We start from the raw sequence: 15,210 nt of genomic DNA, 5'->3' as shown, positions 1-15,210 counted from the left end.
GTCGGGGGAACGGGGGAGCCGGCCCCGGCGGGCGCGTGTCACACACGCCCGCCGGGGCCGGCCGCCGTCCGGGGTTATGACACAGGCTCTTACTCCCGGCGCAGCAGTACGTACCCGTACGCGGTGTCCTCGGCCACGTAACGGGCGCCCGGGTGCAGGCCGTTGGCGTACGCGACCGGGTCCTTCGTCCAGCCGGACCGCACGTCGAGCGCGACGTACCGGGGCACGACGGGATCGGCGTCGCCGGTCCAGAAGACGCGGGTTCGGGAGGTGAGCCGGGTGATCGGCCCGATGTTCGCCTCGACGGTGGCGCCGTCCGGGACACGGTCGAGCATCTTCTCGATGGCGACGACCTGCTCGCTCTTCTCGTACGTCGCCCCTTCGGTGAGGCCCCCCAGCGGCAGGGACGTGGTGAGGGCGAGCGCGGCAGCGGCGACGCACGCGGGAAGCAGGTCCGCGTACCGGCGCAGCCATGGCTTCTCGCTGCGGCGCGCGGTGGCGACGGCGTCGACGAGGGCGAGCAGGACGACCGGCATCAGGACGGCGCTGTAATGCCAGTCCGTGCCCCAGTAATGGTCGTCGGCGGAGACGAACCGCCAGCCGAGCGTCGGCACCGCGACCAGGAGCAGCGGCGAACGCAGCGCGAGGAGCCCGGAGGTGGGGATCAGCAGCCAGGCGAGGGTACGCAGCTTCGTACCGAATCCGTCGAAGACCCCGGCTGCGCCGCCCCCGTCCTCCACCTTGTCCCAGTAGTCGTACCCGCCGACCGAGTTGAAGGCCGGAATGACCAGCGTGAGCGTGACGAGGGTGGCGACCGCGCCGAACGCGGCGACCCCGAGGGCCCAGCGCAGGGCCTTCGGGTCCGTACGCCGGCACCGGATCGCCACGACCACGGCGAGCGCGGCGAGGGTCACCCCCAGGTCCTCCTTGACGAGGACCAGCGGCAGCGCCCAGACCAGCGAGGCCCGCCACCGCTGCCGGAGCAGCGCTTCGAGGGAGAAGGCGATCAGCGGCACCGCGAAGCAGATCTCGTGGAAGTCGAAGTCGACGGCGCGCTGGATCCCCCACGACAGCCCGTACGCGACCCCGACCGCGAGCCCCGACCCGCGCCCCAGGATCCGGGTCGCCGCCCGGGTGACGGGCACGACGGAGACGGCGATGAGCAGCGCCTGCGCGACGAGCAGCGTGAGGGGCGAGGGGAAGAGCCGGTAGGCGGGCGCGAGGAGGGCGGTGACGGGGCTGAAGTGATCACCGAGGATGTTGGCGCCGGGTCCCTTGAGGTCGGCCACCGGCACGCTGAGGTGCGCGTACGCGCGCACGGCCTGCTCGAAGATCCCGAGATCCCACGAGCGGCTCTCCAGCCGACGGTACCGGCACACGGACACGACGGCATACGCGAGGAACAGTCCCGCGGCGAGCAGATACGGGGCGCGGTCCCAGAGCCGTCTCTTCCCGTCGACGACGGGCTCGGAGAGGCTCCGGTCCCGCCCCGGTATGAGCTCGTCGGCACGCTCCTGAACGGGGAGATCGGTTTTTGCTCCGGGCATGGGGTGGCTTTCTGGTGGAGAGCGGGGTGGGACGGGGCGTGGTTCCTGAGAGGTATGGGGGCGGAGCCCCGTGTCGCGGCGGCGCGTTCGAAGATACTCAGCCCCCCGAAGGAGTTGCCGTCGCCGTCGCCGAGCCGGGCGGCGGCAGTGAGGTCGACGGCGTCACCGTCGACGGTGCCCGCGTCGGCGTCCGCGAGGGCGACGCCGACCGTTCGGCGAGGGACGACTCCGGGAGAGACGCCGACTTCGTGGGACTCGGCGGCACCGCCGGCCCCACCGGCTCACCCCCACGGCCCAGCTGCACCGCGGCAAGCCCCGCCCCGCCCGAGACGAGGCACACGGCGAGCGCCGCCCCCGCCGCGTACGTCCGACGCCGGCGCCGCGCCCCGCGCGCGGACACCTGGTGGGCCGGGACCGGCGAGGCGGCCCGCCCGCCCGCCGCGGCGGCCCGCTTCAGCGCGGCGGCGAGGCCGTCGCGCTCGCCGTCGCCCGTCGGGGGCATGGGCTCGGTCACGGTGCTCCTCCGAGGTCGAGGCCCGAGGTGGGCGCGTCGTCGAACGCGGCGTCGTCGAGGTGCGGCGCGAGCGCGGCCCTCGCCCGGGACAGGTGGGACTTCACGGTCCCCGCCGCGATCCCGGTCTCCGCCGCGACCTGCTGCACGGACAGGTCGCACACGTAGTGCAGAACGGCCACACGCCGCTGCCGCTCGGACAGCCGCCGCAGCGCGGCGACGAGCGCGACGGTCCCCGGCTCCGGGGCGGGCGCCGTGCCCGCCCGTTCCCCGTGGTGGCGCCGCCAGGCCTCCGCGGCCCGCCCGCGCCGCCGCCACCGGCTGACGGCGAGCCGCCAGGCGACGGTCCTGACCCACGCCTCGGGCCCGGCGTCCCGCTCCAGACGGGCGCGGCGCGCCCACGCGCGGACGAAGGCCTCCTGGACCACGTCCTGTGCCTCGTGGAGGTCCCCCGTCATCAGATAGACCTGTCCGACCAGTGGTCTCACGGAGTGCGCGTAGAACGCCTCGAACTCCTCGTCGGTCAAGTGGTCTCCTGGTGCGTGCGGTGTTCTCGATGGCAGTACGCCTGGGAGGCGCGGCCGGTTTACACCGCGGGGAAGGAATTTTCGGGCGCCGGTTTCCGGACATTGTGCGGGAGACCACCGGGCACCCGGCCCCCCGCACCCGCCCGGCCCACACCCCGGCCCGCCCCGACCGGGCCGCGCCGAGCAGCGCGGAGTCGTACGCTGGAGACCCCCGGCCCGTACGACGTGCCGGGCGGTTCGCGTTGCCCACTCACTCCGGCGCTCCGGTCACCTGGACCGCCGGACTGGACGGAAAGCCTTCAATGAGCCTGCACGGTCTGCTCGACGCTGTCGTCAAGGACTCGGCACTCGCCGAAGCGGCCAAGGCCGCGACCGACGGCCACCGCATGCACGTCGACCTGGTCGGCCCGCCCGCGGCCCGGCCCTTCGCCGTGGCGGCGCTCGCCCGCGAGTCCGGCCGCACCGTCCTGGCCGTGACGGCCACCGGCCGTGAGGCCGAGGACCTCGCCGCGGCGCTGCGGACGATCCTGCCGCCGGACGGCGTCGCGGAGTACCCGTCGTGGGAGACGCTGCCGCACGAGCGCCTCTCCCCGCGCTCCGACACCGTAGGCCGCCGCCTCGCGGTCCTGCGCCGTCTCGCGCACCCCAGCGCGGACGACCCGGAGACCGGCCCGGTCTCGGTGGTCGTCGCGCCGGTCCGCTCCGTCCTCCAGCCGCAGGTCAAGGGCCTCGGCGACCTGGAGCCCGTGGCGCTGCGCAGTGGCCAGACCACGGACCTGAACGAGACGGTGGAGGCCCTCGCGGCGGCCGCGTACTCGCGCGTGGAGCTGGTGGAGAAGCGCGGCGAGTTCGCCGTACGAGGCGGCATCCTCGATGTCTTCCCGCCCACCGAGGAGCACCCGCTGCGCGTGGAGTTCTGGGGCGACGACGTCGAGGAGATCCGCTACTTCAAGGTCGCCGACCAGCGTTCCCTGGAGGTCGCCGAGCACGGTCTGTGGGCGCCGCCCTGCCGTGAGCTGCTGCTCACGGACGAGGTGCGCGAGAAGGCGGCCGTCCTCGCCGAGGAGCACCCGGAGCTCGGCGAGCTGCTCGGGAAGATCGCCGAGGGCATCGCGGTGGAGGGCATGGAGTCCCTCGCGCCGGTCCTCGTGGACGACATGGAGCTGCTCGTCGACGTCCTGCCGAAGGGCTCGATGGCCGTGGTCTGCGACCCGGAGCGGGTGCGGACGCGCGCGGCGGACCTGGTGGCGACGTCGCAGGAGTTCCTGCAGGCGAGCTGGGCGGCGACGGCGGGCGGCGGCGAGGCGCCGATCGACGTGGGCGCGGCGTCCCTGTGGGGCATCGCGGACGTCCGGGACCACGCCCGCGAGCTCGACATGATGTGGTGGTCGGTGAGCCCGTTCGCCGCGGACGAGGAGCTCGACGATGACACGCTGAAGCTCGGCATGCACGCCCCGGAGACGTACCGGGGCGACACGGCGAAGGCCCTCGCGGATACGAAGGGCTGGCTCGCGGACGGCTGGCGCGTCGTCTACGTGACCGAGGGCCACGGCCCCGCGGCCCGTACCGTCGAGGTGCTCGGCGGCGAGGGCATCGCGGCCCGCCTCGACGGCGACCTGGGCGAGCTCACGCCGTCGCTGGTGCACGTGTCGTGCGGCTCGATCGACTACGGCTTCGTGGACCCGGCCCTCCGGCTCGCGGTCCTCACCGAGACCGACCTGTCCGGGCAGAAGGCGGCCGGCAAGGACGGCCAGCGCATGCCGGCCCGCCGCCGCAAGACGATCGACCCGCTGACGCTGGAGTCCGGCGACTACATCGTCCACGAGCAGCACGGCGTGGGCCGCTACATCGAGATGGTGCAGCGCACGGTCCAGGGCGCGACCCGCGAGTACCTCGTGGTGGAGTACGCGCCCGCCAAGCGCGGCCAGCCCGGCGACCGCCTCTACATCCCCACGGACCAGCTGGAGCAGATCACCAAGTACGTGGGCGGCGAGGCGCCGACCCTCCACCGCCTGGGCGGCGCCGACTGGACGAAGACGAAGGCGCGGGCGAAGAAGGCGGTCAAGGAGATCGCCGCGGACCTCATCAAGCTGTACTCCGCGCGCATGGCGGCGCCCGGCCACTCCTTCGCGCCCGACACGCCCTGGCAGCGCGAGCTGGAGGACGCGTTCCCGTACGCGGAGACGCCCGACCAGCTGACGACGATCGCCGAGGTCAAGGAGGACATGGAGAAGACGGTCCCGATGGACCGCCTGATCTGCGGCGACGTCGGCTATGGAAAGACGGAGATCGCGGTCCGCGCGGCGTTCAAGGCGGTCCAGGACGGCAAGCAGGTGGCGGTCCTGGTCCCCACGACCCTCCTCGTCCAGCAGCACTTCGGCACGTTCTCCGAGCGCTACTCGCAGTTCCCGGTCAGCGTGAAGGCGCTGAGCCGCTTCCAGACGGAGACGGAGTCGAAGGCGACCCTGGAGGGGCTGCGCGAGGGCTCGGTCGACATCGTCATCGGCACGCACCGCCTGTTCTCCTCCGAGACCAAGTTCAAGGACCTGGGCCTGGTCATCGTCGACGAGGAGCAGCGCTTCGGCGTCGAGCACAAGGAGCAGCTGAAGAAGCTCCGCGCGAACGTCGACGTCCTGACGATGTCGGCGACCCCGATCCCCCGTACGCTCGAAATGGCCGTCACCGGCATCCGCGAGATGTCGACGATCACGACGCCGCCCGAGGAGCGCCACCCGGTCCTGACGTTCGTCGGCCCGTACGAGGAGAAGCAGATCGGCGCGGCGGTCCGCCGCGAACTGCTCCGCGAGGGCCAGGTCTTCTACATCCACAACCGTGTGGAATCGATCGACCGCGCGGCGGCGAGGCTCCGCGAGATCGTCCCCGAGGCACGCATCGCGACGGCCCACGGCCAGATGTCGGAACAGGCACTGGAGCAGGTCGTCGTCGACTTCTGGGAGAAGAAGTTCGACGTGCTGGTCTCGACGACGATCGTCGAGTCGGGCATCGACATCTCCAACGCGAACACGCTGATCGTGGAGCGCGGGGACAACTTCGGCCTGTCCCAGCTCCACCAGCTGCGCGGCCGAGTGGGCCGAGGCCGCGAACGGGGCTACGCGTACTTCTTGTACCCCCCGGAGAAGCCGTTGACCGAAACGGCCCACGAACGCCTCGCCACGATCGCCCAGCACACGGAGATGGGCGCGGGCATGTACGTGGCGATGAAGGACCTGGAGATCCGCGGCGCGGGCAACCTGCTCGGCGGCGAGCAGTCGGGCCACATCGCCGGCGTCGGCTTCGACCTGTACGTCCGCATGGTCGGCGAGGCGGTCGCCGACTACCGCGCGTCCCTGGAGGGCGGTGTGGAGGAGGAGCCGCCCCTGGAGGTCAAGATCGAGCTCCCGGTCGACGCGCACGTCCCCCATGACTACGCCCCCGGCGAGCGCCTGCGCCTCCAGGCCTATCGTGCCATCGCCTCCGCGAACACGGAGGAGGACATCAAGGCGGTACGCGAAGAACTCACCGACCGCTACGGCAAGCTCCCGGAGCCGGTGGAGAACCTGCTCCTGGTCGCAGGCCTCCGCATGCTCGCCCGAGCCTGCGAGGTGGGCGAGATCGTCCTCCAGGGCAACAACATCCGCTTCGCCCCGGTGGACCTCCGCGAATCCCAGGAACTCCGCCTGAAGCGCCTCTACCCCGGAACGGTCATCAAGCCGACCGCGAACCAGATCCTGGTCCCGCGCCCCAAGACGGCAAAGGTGGGCGGCAAGCCGCTGGTCGGCCGGGAACTGCTCGGCTGGGTCGGGGAGTTCCTCACGTCGATCCTGGGGTCCTAGGCCCTAGGCCGGCGTGCACGCCGCCGCGACCGACAGGCTGTTCTCGTAGAGGTGGTGGCGGGTGATCCGGCCGTTCTCCACCGTGAGGCGGAGGGCGAAGGGGCCCTCGAAGGACTTGCCGGTGGCGCGCACCGTGCCCTTGAGGTGGCCGAAGAGGACGGCGTCGGTGCCGTCCACCAGGAACGTGTCGAGCGTGGCGGCGGCGTCCTCGGCGACCGTGTGCTCGGCCAGTTCCGCGGACTGGGCCGCGCACTCGGCGCCGGTGGAGCGGGGGCGGATCCACGGGACGACGGGGTTCTCGGCGAGCAGCCAGTCCACGTCGTCGGCGAACAGCTCCACCATCCGCTCGGTGTTCCCGGCGAGCCGGGCCCGCAGGAAGTCCTGGACGACGGAGCGGGTGTGGGTGGCGACGGTCTCGGCGGTCATGGGGTCCCCCTCGGGGCGGCTCTCGGTTGATGTGTCCGATCCTGCCGGGGGAGAGGGGGACGGTCGATTACCGCTGAGGTAATCGTGTGACCGTCAGTCGTCGAACAGCTGGTCGTCCTTGTCGCGGCACAGGCCGTGGGCGGCGCCCATGATGCGGGACGTCTGCACCTTCGTCGTGCCGAGACGGCGCGTCGACTTCTTGAACTGCTCGCCGATGGCCGCGCCCCGGACCGTGCACAGCGCGTCCCCCTCGGCGACGAGCGCGTCGTCGTCGATGTGGTCGAGGTCCGGGTAGTTGTCCCGCAGGGTCTTGAGGAAGAACTCGGCCGCCGGCCCCTTCAGCCCGCGTCCCTTCGGCGGAGCGGAAGGTGGCGTGGAGGGTGGCGTGGAGGGCGTGGCGGTCGTGCCCGCGGACGGAGCGCGTGACGCGTCGGACGCGTCGGTGTCGGACGTACCGCACCCCGTGGTACCGAGGACGAGGACGGTGAGCAGCGGCAGGGTGAGCCGCGGCAGACGCTTGAGCATGAATCTCCTGATCAGGAAGGAACAGGAGATATTCTCATGATCTTCTGGGAGGGGAGAGCGCAGTGACGTTCGAAGTCGTGGGTCTGCACCGGTTCCCGGTGAAGTCGATGCTCGGCGATGTGCACGACCGACTGGAGTTCGGCGCGGCCGGCGTCATCGGCGACCGGCGGTGGGCCCTGCGGTATCCCGACGGCAAGCTGGCCAGCGGAAAGAACCACGAGCGGTTCCGGCGCACGCCCGGGATGCTCGAACACCGCGCGGTCTACGACGCCGACGGCACCCCCGTCGTCCTCGCACCGGACGGCGCCGAGCTGCGCCCCGGCGACCCGCGCATCCCGGAACGTTTCGGCGAGGGCGCCGAGTTGGTCCGCGAGGAGGGGCCCAACCTCCACAAGGACGTCTCCGCCGTCTCGATCGTCGGAACCGCCTCCCTGCGCGCGCTCGGCGATCTCCTCGGCGACTCCGACCCCGTCGACGTACGACGCCTGCGCAAGAACATCGTCGTGGAGACCGACGAACCGTGGATCGAGGAGGACTGGGTGGGCCGTGAGGTCGCGCTCGGCGGCGGCGAGGGCCGTGAACCCTTGGTCCTGCGCGTCAGGAAGCGCGTGAAACGGTGCGTCATGGTCACCCAGGCCCAGCCCGGCCTCCCCGCGGACAACCGCGTCCTGAAGACGCTCACCACCGCCCGCGGCATGTGCATCGGCATCCACACGGACATGGTGACGCCCGCGCCGCTGGCTCTCGGCGACACGGTGGTGGTCCGATGACCCGCCGCACGCCCCGACGCACCGCTTCGGCCCTGCTCGCCCTCCTCGCCGTGCCCGCGCTCCTCACCGGCTGCGAGACCGGCACCAAGGACAGGGCGGACGGCGGCGCCGCGGGACCCGGAGACGTCAAGGCCGGGTCCGCGCTCGCCGCCGTCGACACGCTCACCGTCAAGGGCCGCGCGCCCAAGACCGGTTACGAGCGGAGCCGCTTCGGCACCGCGTGGGCCGACACCGACTCCAACCGCTGCCCGACCCGGGACGACATCCTGAAGCGGGACCTCAAGGACGTGACGTACCAGGGCGGGGACTGCCGGGTGGCGTCCGGAAAGCTCGCGCCCGACCCGTACACCGGCAAGGAAGTGACGTTCCGGCGCGGCCGCAGCCAGGTCGACATCGACCACCTCGTGGCGCTCTCCGACGCCTGGCAGAAGGGCGCGTTCCGGTGGGAGCCCGCCAAGCGCATAGCGTTCGCCAACGACCCGCTGAACCTCCTCGCCGTCGACGCGGGCCCCAACCGCGGCAAGGGCGACGGCGACACGGCGACATGGCTCCCGCCGAACAAGTCCTACCGCTGCACGTACGTGGCCGGTCAGGTCGCGGTGAAGAAGAAGTACGGGGTATGGGTGACGGGCGCGGAACGCGACGCGATGAAGAAGGTGCTGAGCACGTGCCCGGACGAAAAGCTCCCGGCCGGTAACGCCCCGACGGAGGCCCCCTCCCGCTTCCACGCCCGCTGACGGGTTCTCAGGGGCGCTGGGCTGTATCGATCTGCGGCTCCGCCGCGGGGGCGCGCCCAGCCCCCACCGGGCCCGCGGAGAAAAACCCGCTACCCCCCCGCCGAGCGAGCCCCGTACCGTACGGACCCATGAACCTCAAGATCACGACCCTCGCCGAGCGCCCCGAGCTCACGGACCCGCTCTGGAACATGGCGGAGGACTGGCCGGAGTTCATCCTCCACGACCCCGTCGGGTGGTCGCTGATCGGGCGGATCGTGAAGGAACTCCCGGAGTACGTCCTGGTCGCCACCGACGAGGACGCCCCCGGCAAGGTCGTCGCCCGTGCCTTCAGCGTGCCGTTCGCGCTCCGCGACCGCGGCGCCGGTGAACTGCCCGACGGCGGCTGGGACCAGGTCCTGCTGTGGGCCTTCTCCGACCTCCGTCACGGCAAGCGGGCCGACACCGTGAGCGCCATCGAGATAACCGTCGACGAGACGGCTCGGGGCAAGGGGCTCTCCGGGATCATGCTCGACGCCATGCGGGACAACGCCCGCGCCCACGGTTTCGCCGAGGTCGTCGCCCCCGTGCGGCCCAACGCCAAGCACCTCGAACCGGCGGCGCGGATCGACGAGTACGCGTACCGCACCCGCGAGGACGGCCTGCCGCACGACCCGTGGCTGCGCGTGCACGTGCGGGCGGGCGGCACGATCGAGAAGATCGCGCACGCGTCCATGACCGTGTCCGGGTCGACCGCGCAGTGGCGCGAGTGGACCGGACTGCCGTTCGACACGCAGGGGCCGGTCGAGGTGCCGGGGGCGCTGGTGCCCGTGCACTGTGAACTGGATCGGGGGTACGGGGTGTACGTCGAGCCGAACGTGTGGGTGCGGCACACGCTGTAACTCCCGTACGCTCACGCCCCCAGCTTGTCCAGGTCGATGACCTTGCCCGCCGGCGGCGTCGTCTTCACCGGCTTGTCGTACTCGCTGAACGTGATGTGTTCGGGCCCGGCCTTCTTCGCCCCCGCCGCCTTCGATGTCTCCGCGTCGATGATCTTCAGCAGGTACGGCTTGCCCTCGGTGGCGACGTAGATCGTGTACTTCTCCTCGGCGTCGTGCGCGTCGATCTTGATCGCGGGGGTGCCGTCGAGCTCCGTCGTCGCACCCCTGCGGGCGTTCGAGTTGATCTCGCCCTCGAACTCCTTGAGCAGGTCGTCGAGGTCGCACATCCCCGCGATGTCCTTCGCGTCCGCGCCCGACGCCTTCGTCTTCGACCAGCGGTCGGCGAGCATCTCGACCGCCGCCGCCGTCTGGTCCGCGGGCTCGCCCTTGCTCTGCGAGCGCAGGAACTTCTCGTCGTACTTCATGTAGACCGTGCCGGTGCCGGGGACGATCAGGTCGAACGAGCCCTCGTCGGCCATCGACATGGTGCCCGCGCACTTGCCCGACGTGTCCAGGGCCAGGTCCATCTTCATCCGGCCGGTCTCGTCGTCGTCGATGTCGCCCACGAGCCGGAGCGACGTGGCGCCCTTCGTCGCCTTGACCGCCTTGTTCACGATCTCGGTGCCGCTCATGCCCGCGAAGGGCTCCTTCGGCTCGTCCTTCTTCGTCTTCCCGGCCTCGGAGGCCTTGCCGGTCCCGGACGCCTTGCCCGACTCCGAGCCGCAGGCCGTGAGGCCGACGGTCGCGGCGACGAGGACGGCCGCGACGGCGGCGGTGCGGCGCAGCTGGTGACGACGGTGATGACGGTGACGCATGGAAATCCCCCAGGGAGCTCGTTCGGTGGGCAACATGAGACCAGGTGCCTGTGAACCGAGTCAACACGGGAGTATGTTGAAGTTGAGTTAACGGTCGTGAAACGGTCCGTGCGGTCGCGCCCGCGTGATCCCTGGGTATGCTCGACGCCGCGCGACTGACCCCGCGCGTTCGAGGGGAGCCACCAGATGACGCCGCGGAACGACGCGACCGAGGTCACCGCCGCAGGGATCGCCCGCCTCGCGGGAGTCGGCCGCGCTGCCGTCAGCAACTGGCGCCGCAGGCACGACGACTTCCCCAAACCGGTCGGCGGCACCGAGACCAGCCCCTCCTTCGCGCTCTCCCAGGTCGAACACTGGCTGCGCGCCCAGGGAAAACTCGTCGAGGTCCCCCTCCGCGAACGCCTCTGGCAGCAGCTCGCGGGCCATCCCGCGGGTCCCATGACCGGCCTCCTGCACACCGGATGCGCCCTGCTCCTGCTCCGCGACCGGCCCACCGACTGGCTCGCGGTGAGCGCCGTCTCCGACGAGCGGATGGCGCAGCTCCTGCCGGACGCGCTCGACGAGACGGTCGCGATGCGGTTCGGCGTACGGCGACGGCGTGCCGTCCGGGTTCCGGCGGCCGCCGAACTCCTGCCGTCCGTCCCGCTGCTGCGCGGCGCCGCCGAGCTGGCGTCCGAGCTGGGCGCCAGGCAGACGTACGAGTTCCTGCTCGGCCGGCAGACCGACGCCAACCCCCGCCAGTACACGCTCACCCCGTCGGGGCCCGCCGAGCTGATGGCGCGGATCGCCGGGAGCGCCGCCGGGGGTGCCGGGAGCGGCATCCCCGCCCGCACCGTCCTCGACCCCGCCTGCGGCACCGGCGCCCTGCTGCGCGCCGTACCGCCGCGACCCGACCAGTACCTGTACGGCCAGGACAGCAACCCGGAGCTCGCCGCCCTCACCGCGCTGCGCCTGGCCCTGCACTCCGACGCGACCGTGCGCACCATGGCCGCCGACACCCTGCGCGCCGACGCGTACGACGACCGCAAGGCGGAGGCCGTGCTCTGCCACCCGCCGTTCAACGAACGCAACTGGGGCCACGACGAACTGGCCTACGACCCGCGCTGGGAGTACGGCTTCCCGGCCCGCTCCGAGTCCGAACTCGCCTGGGTGCAGCACGCGTTGGCCCGGCTCGTCGACGGCGGCACCGCCGTCCTCCTCATGCCGCCCGCCGCCGCGTCCCGCCGCTCCGGCCGCCGCATCCGCGCCGACCTGCTGCGCCGCGGTGCCTTGCGTGCCGTCATCGCGCTGCCCGCCGGCACGGCGCCCCCGTACAACCTGCCCCTGCACATCTGGGTGCTGCGCAAGCCGGGCCCGGCGGCGCGGCCCGCGCCCGAGCTGCTGCTCGTGGAGACGGCCGGTGTCGTGGCCGCCGACGGGCGCGACAAGCAGCTGTGGCCCGCCGTGCAGGACGCCGTGCTCGACGCCTGGGAGCACGTCGAACGGCACGGCACGCTCGACGAGCGGCCCGGCACCGCCCGCAGCGTCCCGGTGCTCGAACTCCTCGACGACGAGGTCGACCTCGCCCCCGCGCGCCATCTGCCGCCGCCCGCCGCGGCCGGGGACGGCACGGAGCTCCTGACCGTCCGGCACGGTCTGGGCGAGGCCCTGCGCCGGGCCGCCGACCTCGCGCCCCCGCCGGACGACCTCACCCCGGCCGACACCGAAGACATCCCCAGGCCGCCGCTCACCACCGTCGGCGAGCTGGCCCGCGCCGGCGCCCTCACCCTGTACACCGGCACCGGCGAAGGACCCGGCGGCACGCCCGTCCTCACCGACCACGACGTACTGACGGGCGCCGCGCCCTCGGGCAACACCTATGAAGGCACCGCCCACACCGGCACTTCGGACGACGCCGAACCCGTGCGCACCGCCCCGGGCGATGTCGTCGTCCCCGTCCTCGGCGGCGGCACGGCCGCCCGCGTGATCGACGAGGCCACCGCGGGCGCCGCCCTCGGCCGCGGCCTGGCCCTGCTGCGACCGGACCCCGCCGCGCTCGACCCGTGGTTCCTCGCCGGGTTCCTGCGCGGCACCGCCAATCACCGCCAGGCCAGCAGTTACGCGTCGACGTCCGCCCGCCTCGACGTCCGCCGCCTCCAGCTGCCCCGGCTTCCGCTCGCCGGTCAGCACGCGTACAGCGAGCGCTTCCGCCGCCTCGCGGAGTTCGAGGACGCGGTGCGCCGCGCGGCCCTGCTCGGCGACCGGCTGGTGCGCGGCATGCACGACGGACTGACGGAGGGAACCCTTCCGCCCGGGGCCGCGTGACCAGTACGACAACGGTTCGGTACAACCCGGGACCCGTCGTCGCGGTCGGCCTATACGCTCGAACCCTCGTCCGTTCGTTCAACAGGCAACAGGAGCAGCCATGCACGGCCAGGGCTATGCGCCGCAGCATCCGCACCCCCCTTCCAGGGGGACGCATGTGACGCTGCGCGTGCTGTTCGTGGTGCTCACGGTGCTCACGTGCGGCCTGTTGGCGTGGGCCGCGATGCTGCGGCTCGCCCTCGTGACGCGCAAGGCCCACAACTGGGCCCTCTTCGGCCTCGTGACGGCGCTCGACGTCCTGGCCCTCGCCCTCGTCGGCGTCGACCCGGGGGAGGAGGAGTTCCAGGGGCCCGGCAGCGCGGGCATGGTGGTCATGCTCTGCACGATGGTGGCCGCCGTCGCCTATTACCTGTACGGGGACATCCGGCACTTCAGCCCGTACCGGCAGCAGCCCCAGCCGCAGCAGTACACGACGGGGTACGTACCGCAGCAGCCGCAGGCCTCGTACGGCTACCCGCAGCAGACGGCCCCGGCCCCCGCACCCGCGCCGGGCCCGCCCGGCCCCGCCCACCTCCAGCCCACCCAGCTCGGCCCCACCCCGCCGCCGCACGCGCACACGCCCCCGCCCGCGCGCCCCGCGCCCGTCCGCATCGACCAGGTCCGTGCCGAGCTCGACGAGCTGAGCGACTACCTGCGCAAGCAGGAAGGCGGCAGCTGACCGTGCGTGTCGTCGCGGGGCGCTACGAACTCTCCACCCTCATCGGCCAGGGCGGCATGGGCCAGGTCTGGACGGCGTACGACCAGCGCCTCGACCGCCGCGTCGCCGTGAAGCTGCTCCGGCCCGACCGGGTCGCGGGCGCCGAGGCCGAGGAGCTGCGCCGCCGGTTCGTGCGCGAGTGCCGCGTCACCGCGCAGGTCGACCACCCGGGCCTCGTCACCGTGCACGACGCGGGCAGCGAGGGCGAGGACCTCTACCTCGTCATGCAGTACGTCGACGGCGCGGACCTCGGCGACCACCTCGCCGAGCACGACCCCTACCCCTGGCAGTGGGCCGTCGCGGTCGCCGCCCAGCTGTGCGCCGTGCTCTCCGCCGTCCACGCCGTGCCGATCGTGCACCGCGACCTCAAGCCGCGGAACGTCATGGTCAAGCAGGACGGCACCGTCAGCATCCTCGACCTCGGCATCGCCTCCGTGCTGGACACGGACACCACCCGCCTCACCCACACCGGCTCCCCGATCGGCAGCCCCGCCTATATGGCGCCGGAGCAGGCGATGGGCGGCGCCGTCGGCCCGTACACCGACCTGTACGCGCTCGGCGTGCTCCTGCACGAACTCCTCAGCGGCGACGTCCCGTTCTCCGGCTCCACCGCGCTCGGCGTCCTCCACCGCCACCTCTACGAACCACCGCTGCCGGTGCGCCGCCTGCGCCCCGAAGTGCCCGAAGCCCTGGAGGCCCTCGTCCTGCGGCTGCTCGCCAAGGACCCCCAGCACCGCCACGGCAGCGCCCAGGAGGTCTACGAGGAACTGGCGCCGCTGCTTCCCGCCCGCGGCATCCCCTCCGGCCGCCCCCTCGACCCCACACGCCCCTTCCTGCGCCCGCACGCGCCGTGGCCGGACCGGGCCGCGACGCCGGCGGCCGCACCCGACATGCCCGCGCAGCCGCCGGGCGCCGCGCCCCAGCAGGACGTCGCCCGCGCGGTCGACGACGTCAAGCGGCTCCTCGGCGAGGGCCGCATCACCCAGGCCGTCGACATCCTCGGCGCGATCCTCCCGGCCGCCGCCGCCAAGCACGGCGAGCACTCACCCGTCGTGCGCACCCTGCGCAAGCAGTACGCGGCGACGCTCATGGACGACGGCCAGTACCGCCGCGCCCTGCCCGAGCTGCGGCGCCTCGCCGACGAGCGCGCCGCCGAGTCCGGGCAGGCGGACCCCCACTCGCTCCAGTTCCGGTACGAGGCCGCGCAGTGCCTGGAACAGCTCGGGGAACCGGCGGCCGCGCTCGCCGAGTACCGCTCGCTGCTCCCTTACTACGAGAACCAGTACGCGACGGACGACCGCCGCCAGTCCCTGGAGATCCGCCGCCGCATCGGCCATCTGCTCCTCGCCCTCGGCGACCGGACCGCCGCCCACGACACGCTGGCGCGGCTGCTGCACGACGCGGAGCTGCTGCACGGTCCCGGGCACCCGTTCCCCGCGGAGATCATGCGGACCCTGCAGTGGCTCGGACAAGTGCGCGGCTGACGCCCGTACGGCTGGGTGGACCCCGTGGAAGGGTGCCCCAACTCCCGGGAAATCGTT

At 72.6% G+C, this 15,210-nt stretch carries 13 protein-coding genes; 7 read left to right on the top strand and 6 right to left on the bottom strand.

What is annotated here, in order from left to right; all coding sequences use genetic code 11:
• Positions 1-89 precede the first annotated feature (89 nt).
• The 3 genes from DEJ49_RS14575 to DEJ49_RS14565 form a co-directional block, all read right to left on the bottom strand.
• The gene (locus DEJ49_RS14575; RefSeq protein ID WP_190329353.1) at positions 90-1,547 is read right to left on the bottom strand and encodes a DUF2079 domain-containing protein; all 1,458 of its coding nucleotides are present in this window, start codon (positions 1,545-1,547) and stop codon (positions 90-92) included.
• A gap of 97 nt (positions 1,548-1,644) precedes the next feature.
• On the bottom strand, positions 1,645-2,061 hold the full coding sequence (locus DEJ49_RS14570) for a hypothetical protein (protein ID WP_150184515.1): 417 nt from the start codon (positions 2,059-2,061) through the stop codon (positions 1,645-1,647).
• Positions 2,058-2,585 (bottom strand): SigE family RNA polymerase sigma factor, encoded by a 528-nt coding sequence (locus DEJ49_RS14565; RefSeq protein WP_150184514.1) that lies wholly within the window; start codon positions 2,583-2,585, stop codon positions 2,058-2,060. The genes DEJ49_RS14570 and DEJ49_RS14565 overlap by 4 nt, the downstream gene beginning before the upstream one ends.
• A 302-nt stretch (positions 2,586-2,887) precedes the next feature.
• Here DEJ49_RS14565 and mfd point away from each other — a divergent pair, with 302 nt between their 5' ends.
• Entirely contained in the window at positions 2,888-6,418 is a 3,531-nt protein-coding gene (mfd, locus tag DEJ49_RS14560; protein ID WP_150184513.1) for a transcription-repair coupling factor, read from the top strand.
• A 3-nt stretch (positions 6,419-6,421) separates the two neighbouring features.
• Here mfd and DEJ49_RS14555 read toward each other — a convergent pair whose 3' ends face one another.
• Both DEJ49_RS14555 and DEJ49_RS14550 read right to left on the bottom strand, forming a co-directional pair.
• Positions 6,422-6,844 (bottom strand): nuclear transport factor 2 family protein, encoded by a 423-nt coding sequence (locus DEJ49_RS14555; RefSeq protein WP_150184512.1) that lies wholly within the window; start codon positions 6,842-6,844, stop codon positions 6,422-6,424.
• A gap of 93 nt (positions 6,845-6,937) precedes the next feature.
• On the bottom strand, positions 6,938-7,369 hold the full coding sequence (locus DEJ49_RS14550) for a hypothetical protein (RefSeq protein WP_150184511.1): 432 nt from the start codon (positions 7,367-7,369) through the stop codon (positions 6,938-6,940).
• 62 nt (positions 7,370-7,431) lie between these two features.
• On the opposite strand from DEJ49_RS14550, the gene DEJ49_RS14545 reads away from it, so the two are divergent.
• The 3 genes from DEJ49_RS14545 (at position 7,432) to DEJ49_RS14535 (ending at position 9,754) form a co-directional block, all read left to right on the top strand.
• Positions 7,432-8,139, top strand: a complete 708-nt coding sequence (locus DEJ49_RS14545) for an MOSC domain-containing protein (RefSeq protein WP_150184510.1) — start codon at positions 7,432-7,434, stop codon at positions 8,137-8,139.
• Entirely contained in the window at positions 8,136-8,876 is a 741-nt protein-coding gene (locus DEJ49_RS14540) for an HNH endonuclease family protein (protein ID WP_150184509.1), read from the top strand. The genes DEJ49_RS14545 and DEJ49_RS14540 overlap by 4 nt, the downstream gene beginning before the upstream one ends.
• Before the next feature lie 128 nt (positions 8,877-9,004).
• Positions 9,005-9,754, top strand: coding sequence for an N-acetyltransferase (locus tag DEJ49_RS14535; protein ID WP_150184508.1), 750 nt, complete (start codon positions 9,005-9,007; stop codon positions 9,752-9,754).
• A gap of 11 nt (positions 9,755-9,765) precedes the next feature.
• Here DEJ49_RS14535 and DEJ49_RS14530 read toward each other — a convergent pair whose 3' ends face one another.
• On the bottom strand, positions 9,766-10,608 hold the full coding sequence (locus tag DEJ49_RS14530; protein WP_223832834.1) for a hypothetical protein: 843 nt from the start codon (positions 10,606-10,608) through the stop codon (positions 9,766-9,768).
• A gap of 186 nt (positions 10,609-10,794) precedes the next feature.
• On the opposite strand from DEJ49_RS14530, the gene DEJ49_RS14525 reads away from it, so the two are divergent.
• From DEJ49_RS14525 to DEJ49_RS14515, 3 genes are all read left to right on the top strand, one after another.
• On the top strand, positions 10,795-12,912 hold the full coding sequence (locus DEJ49_RS14525) for an N-6 DNA methylase (RefSeq protein ID WP_150184507.1): 2,118 nt from the start codon (positions 10,795-10,797) through the stop codon (positions 12,910-12,912).
• A 157-nt stretch (positions 12,913-13,069) separates the two neighbouring features.
• On the top strand, positions 13,070-13,630 hold the full coding sequence (locus tag DEJ49_RS14520; RefSeq protein ID WP_223833182.1) for a hypothetical protein: 561 nt from the start codon (positions 13,070-13,072) through the stop codon (positions 13,628-13,630).
• Between the two features lie 2 nt (positions 13,631-13,632).
• Positions 13,633-15,153 (top strand): protein kinase domain-containing protein, encoded by a 1,521-nt coding sequence (locus tag DEJ49_RS14515; RefSeq protein WP_411757161.1) that lies wholly within the window; start codon positions 13,633-13,635, stop codon positions 15,151-15,153.
• The last annotated feature ends 57 nt before the right edge of the window (positions 15,154-15,210 follow it).

It is taken from the genome of Streptomyces venezuelae (genome assembly GCF_008642335.1).
In the GTDB taxonomy this organism is placed as follows: Bacteria; Actinomycetota; Actinomycetes; order Streptomycetales; family Streptomycetaceae; genus Streptomyces; species Streptomyces venezuelae_F.
Note: the sequence above shows the minus strand (reverse complement) of the source record. Positions and strands in the feature narration are given on the sequence as shown.